The sequence below is a fragment of the Methylobacterium sp. WL18 genome, from assembly GCF_008040015.1.
GTDB lineage: Bacteria > Pseudomonadota > Alphaproteobacteria > Rhizobiales > Beijerinckiaceae > Methylobacterium > Methylobacterium mesophilicum.
On the sequence record NZ_VRVD01000330.1, the window covers coordinates 1 to 5158 of the forward strand.

Sequence of the window (5158 nt, forward strand, 5' to 3'; positions counted from 1 at the left end):
GCCGCGGCGCGTCCCGCCGGCCGCGGTGCCCAGACCAACGAGGACGAGTCGGAGACCAAGCGGGTCATCCGCCGTCCCGGCATGCCGCTCAAGATCATCGCGCCCCCGAAGACGCCGAAGTCGCCGGGTGGTGACCGCAACCGCGGCCGCCTGACCATCGCGACGGCGACGTCCGGTGAGGACGAGCGCACCCGCTCGGTCGCCTCGTTCCGCCGCCGTCAGCAGCGGATGAGCGGCCGCGGCCAGGTGGAGCAGAAGGAGAAGCTGTCCCGCGAGGTGACGATCCCCGAGACGATCACCATCCAGGAACTCGCCAACCGCATGTCGGAGCGGGCCGTGGACGTGATCCGCCTGCTGATGAAGCAGGGCGAGATCCACAAGATCACCGACGTGATCGATTCGGACACCGCCCAGCTCATCGCCGAGGAACTCGGCCACACCGTGCGCCGCGTCGCCGAGTCCGACGTGGAAGAGGGCTTGTCCTCCGACGAGCCGGATCTGGAGGAGGATCTCGATCCCCGTCCGCCGGTGGTCACCATCATGGGCCACGTCGATCACGGCAAGACCTCGCTGCTCGATGCGATCCGCAAGGCGAACGTGGTGGAGGGCGAGGCCGGCGGCATCACCCAGCACATCGGCGCCTATCAGGTCGCCTCGCCGTCCGGCGAGATGATCACCTTCATCGACACCCCGGGCCACGCGGCGTTCACGTCAATGCGCGCCCGCGGCGCCAAGGTCACCGACATCGTGGTGGTCGTGGTGGCGGCCGACGACGGCGTGATGCCGCAGACCATCGAGGCGATCCAGCACGCCAAGGCGGCGGGCGTCCCGATGATCATCGCGGTCAACAAGATCGACAAGCCGGACGCGAACCCCCAGCGGGTCCGCACGGAGCTGCTGCAGCACGATATCCAGGTTGAGTCGATGGGCGGCGAGACCTTGGAGTTCGAGGTTTCGGCCAAGACCGGCGACGGTCTGCCGGAGCTGCTGGAGGGCATCCAGATCCAGGCCGAGATCATGAACCTGCGCGCCAACGAGAAGCGCGACGGCGAGGGTACGGTCATCGAGGCCCAGCTCGACCGCGGCCGCGGCCCGGTGGCGACCGTGCTGGTCCAGCGCGGCACCCTGTTCACCGGCGACATCGTCGTGGCCGGCGCCGAGTGGGGCCGCGTGCGCGCCCTGGTCGACGACCTCGGCGAGAACGTGCAGTACGCCGGCCCGTCGGTGCCCGTGGAGGTCCTCGGCTTCAACGGCACCCCCGATGCCGGCGACCGCGTGACCGTGGTGCCGAGCGAGGCCCGGGCCCGCGAGGTCACCGAGTACCGCGCCCGCCAGAAGCGCGAGCGGCAGAACGCCCGCACCGGCGGTGCCAACCGCTCGCTGGTCGACATGATGCGCGACCTCAAGGAAGGCGCTGGCCGCAAGGAGCTGCCGGTCGTCATCAAGGGCGACGTGCAGGGTTCGGTCGAGGCGATCTCGGGCGCCCTGGAGAAGCTCGGCAACGGCGAGGTCGCGGCCCGCATCCTGCTGTCGGGCGTCGGCGGCATCACCGAGTCGGACATCACCCTGGCTCAGGCGTCGAAGGCGGTCGTGATCGGCTTCAACGTGCGCGCCCTCAAGGAGGCCCGCGAGGCCGCCGAGCGGGCGGGGATCGATATCCGCTACTACAACATCATCTACGACCTCGTGGACGACATCAAAGCCACGCTGTCGGGGATGCTGCCGCCCACCCTGCGGGAGGAGCGCCTCGGCGAGGCGACGATCCAGGAGGTCTTCGAGGTCTCGAAGGTCGGCAAGGTCGCGGGTTGCCGCGTGCAGGACGGCATCGTGGAGCGCGGCGCGCATGTCCGCCTCATCCGCGACAGCGTCGTCATCCACGAGGGCAAGCTCAAGACCCTGAAGCGGTTCAAGGACGACGCGAAGGAAGTCACCTCCGGGCAGGAGTGCGGCATGGCCTTCGAGAACTTCGAGAACATGCGCGCAGGCGATGTCATCGAGTGCTACCGGGTCGAAGAGATCCGCCGCACGCTCTGAGAGCCCGGACTCGTCCGGACAGGGCGGTCGCGGCGTCAGCCGCGGCCGTCTTTTCTTTTGGGTGCATCGCGTCTTTCCTGCACATCTCTCCGCTTGGACGTGAACCGGCCGCCCCGCGCCGCCGGCCCGAGACAGAATGGCCCAGAAACCAACCTCCACCGGCCCCTCGCAGCGCCAGCAGCGCGTGGCCGAACTCGTGCGCCACGCCCTCGCGGAGGTGCTCCAGCGCGGCGACATCCAGGATCCGGTGCTCAACACGCATGTCGTGACCGTGCCGGAGGTGCGGATGTCGCCGGACCTGAAGCTCGCCACCGCCTACGTGATGCCCCTGGGGGGCATGGACGAGGCGCCGGTGATCGCCGCTCTGGACCGCCACCGCAAGGTGCTGCGCCAGGAGGTGGCGCGCCGGGTGAACCTGAAATTCGCGCCCGAGCTGCGCTTCCTCCGCGACGAGACCTTCGACGAGGCGGCCCGCATCGACAAGCTGCTCCGCGACGAGCGGGTGCAGCGCGACCTCGTCCCGGAGCGGGACGGCGACGGGCATGAGGACGACGAACCGGAGACCGGTCGGGGGCATTGATCCCCATCGGCACACGGACAGGAACGGGGCAACGACCCCGGGGGACACGAGGCCATGACCGTTTCCATCGAAGATCATCCGCCGGCCGAGCGCGCGGTATCGGCTCCCGGCGCCGAGCGCCGGGGCCCGGAGGAGCGTCGCCCGCAGCGCGGGCCACGCCCCGACCGGCCCAAGCGCCGGGACGTGTCGGGCTGGGTCATCCTCGACAAGCCCGTCGGCATGACCTCGACCCACGCCGTCGCGGTGGTGAAGCGCGCCTTCAACGCCAAGAAGGCCGGCCATGCCGGCACCCTCGATCCGCTGGCGTCGGGTATCCTGCCGATCGCGCTCGGTGAGGCGACCAAGACCGTTCCCTTCGTCATGGACGGCCGCAAGGCCTACCGGTTCACCGTGCAATGGGGTGTCGAGACCGACACCGACGACGCCGAGGGCCGGGCCGTGGCGACCAGCGAGGCCCGCCCGGAGCGCGCCGCCGTCGAGGCGGCCTTGCCGACCTTCGTGGGGGCGATCGAGCAGGTCCCGCCGCGCTATTCCGCGATCAAGATCCAGGGCGAGCGCGCCTACGACCTGGCCCGCGAGGGCGAGGTCGTGGAGCTGGTGGCCCGGCCGGTGCAGATCGACCGCCTCGCGGTGGTCGAGCATGACGGCGAGCGCACCGTGATCGAGGCCGAGTGCGGCAAGGGCACCTATGTCCGCGCCCTGGCGCGCGACCTCGGCCGCATGCTCGGCTGCTACGGCCACGTCTCGGCCCTGCGCCGCACCCGGGTCGGGCCGTTCTCGGAAGCCGAATCCTGCGCCGCCGCCGGCCTGACCGAGGGCGGCCCGGAAGCCGCGCTCGCGCATCTGCGGCCGGTGGAGACCGCGCTGGACGCGATCCCCGAGGTGACGGTCTCGCGCGACCTGGGCCTCCGCCTGATGCGCGGCCAGTCGGTGATCCTGCGCGGCCGGGACGCGCCGGTCGAGGGCAAGGCCTTCGCGACTTGCGGCGGCATCCTGGTCGCGGTGGGCGACGTCGAGCGCGGCGAACTGGTGCCGCACCGGGTCTTTCACCTCGGCGGCACGGCCTCGGGGCGCAACGCCTGAGCCGTCGCCCTGCGCCGACGCTTAGATGGTCACCCCTCTCAGGATGACGCGTGGGTCCCCTCTCCTAGGGGGTTACGACGGTCACACATCGCGGCCGGGTGGGAGCAAAGGCCGGACTCGAGCGCGTCTCCCTCCCCCGCAGAGGCTATCGGATTCACACATCCCCGGATGTGGCGCGGGTCCCCTCTCCCGAGCGGGAGAGGGACAGGGTGAGGGATGCGCGTTTTCCGGAAAGACCTGGTCCCTCACCCCAACCCTCTCCCGCACGGGAGAGGGGGCGCGTGGCGGCTTTCGCAAGCTGATGTGTGAACATCGTAGCCCGCAAAGGGGGGAGGGAAGGCGCCGGTCTGCTGCGATATGACCTCTGTTGCCATCGAGAGCTAGCCGGACCGCCAAGCCCACGCCGCAACCTGAGGCGCGTGGGCGCACGCGGAACGAACGGCAGCGATCGGCCTTTGGCCCCGGCAACCGCCCCGGGGATACGATGTACGAACAAACCTGCGATGTGGCGGTGATCGGGGCCGGGACCGCCGGCATCGCCGCCTACCGGGCCGCCACCGAGGCCGGGGCCAGCGCCGTGCTGATCGAGCGCGGCCCGGGGGGGACGACCTGCGCCCGGGTCGGCTGCATGCCCTCGAAACTGCTGATCGCCGCGGCCAAGGCCGCCCACGCGGCCCGGAGCGCCGACCCGTTCGGCATCCGGGTCTCCGGCGTCGCGGTGGATGGGCGCGCGGTGCTCGAACGCGTCCGCGCCGAGCGGGACCGGTTCGTCGGCAGTGTCTTCGACGGTCTCGACGGGCTGCCCGAGGGCGCGCGCATCGCCGGCACCGCCCGGTTCCGCGATGGACGCAGCCTGACGGTCGACGACCACACGCGCATCGCCTTCAAGGCCGCCGTCATCGCCACGGGATCGAGCCCGAACATCCCGAAGCCGCTCCACGGCCTCGGCGACCGGCTCCTCACCACCGACACCCTGTTCGAGATCCCCGATCTCCCGGGTTCGCTCGCCGTGCTGGGCGCCGGCGCGGTGGGGATCGAGATCGCCCAGGCGATGACGCGGCTCGGCGTCCGGGTCACGGTGATCGATTCGGGCGACACGGTCGCCGGGCTGTCCGAGCCGGACCTCGCCCGGCAGGCCGCCGCGATCTTCGGGGCGGAACTGGATCTGCATCTCGGCGCGCGGCTCGACTCCGCGACGCGTGACGGCGACGGCGTGCGCCTCGCCTGGACCGACCGGCACGGGCACGCGCAGGTGACGCAGGCCGAGCGGATGCTCGCGGCCACCGGCCGCGCGCCGAACCTCGACGGACTCGGTTTGGACGCCGCAGGCTTGCGCCTCGGCGAGGACGGCGTGCCAAAATTCGACCGGCGCAGCCTTGTCTGCGCGGGGGCCCCGATCCTGATCGCCGGCGACGCCGACGGCTGGCGGCCGGTGCTGCACGAGGCGAGCCGCCAGGGCGG

At 71.2% G+C, this 5158-nt stretch carries 4 protein-coding genes; all 4 read left to right on the top strand.

Features of this window, described 5'->3' with window-relative positions; all coding sequences use genetic code 11:
• Nucleotides 1-2034, top strand: a 2034-nt coding sequence (gene infB / locus FV228_RS19730; protein WP_147856169.1) for a translation initiation factor IF-2, incomplete at its 5' end; no start/stop codon positions are given.
• A 136-nt stretch (nt 2035-2170) separates the two neighbouring features.
• Nucleotides 2171-2614 (top strand): 30S ribosome-binding factor RbfA, encoded by a 444-nt coding sequence (gene rbfA / locus FV228_RS19735; RefSeq protein ID WP_147856170.1) that lies wholly within the window; start codon nt 2171-2173, stop codon nt 2612-2614.
• 54 nt (nt 2615-2668) lie between these two features.
• Nucleotides 2669-3697, top strand: a complete 1029-nt coding sequence (truB, locus tag FV228_RS19740) for a tRNA pseudouridine(55) synthase TruB (RefSeq protein WP_246693960.1) — start codon at nt 2669-2671, stop codon at nt 3695-3697.
• Between the two features lie 484 nt (nt 3698-4181).
• The coding region (locus FV228_RS19750; RefSeq protein WP_147856172.1) for an FAD-dependent oxidoreductase at nt 4182-5158 on the top strand (977 nt) is incomplete at its 3' end.

Excerpts from the sequence above, each read along its gene's own strand:
- rbfA (WP_147856170.1), top strand. The coding sequence starts at position 2,171 with ATGGCCCAGAAACCAACCTCCACCGGCCCCTCGCAGCGCCAGCAGCGC.
- truB (WP_246693960.1), top strand. The coding sequence starts at position 2,669 with ATGACCGTTTCCATCGAAGATCATCCGCCGGCCGAGCGCGCGGTATCG.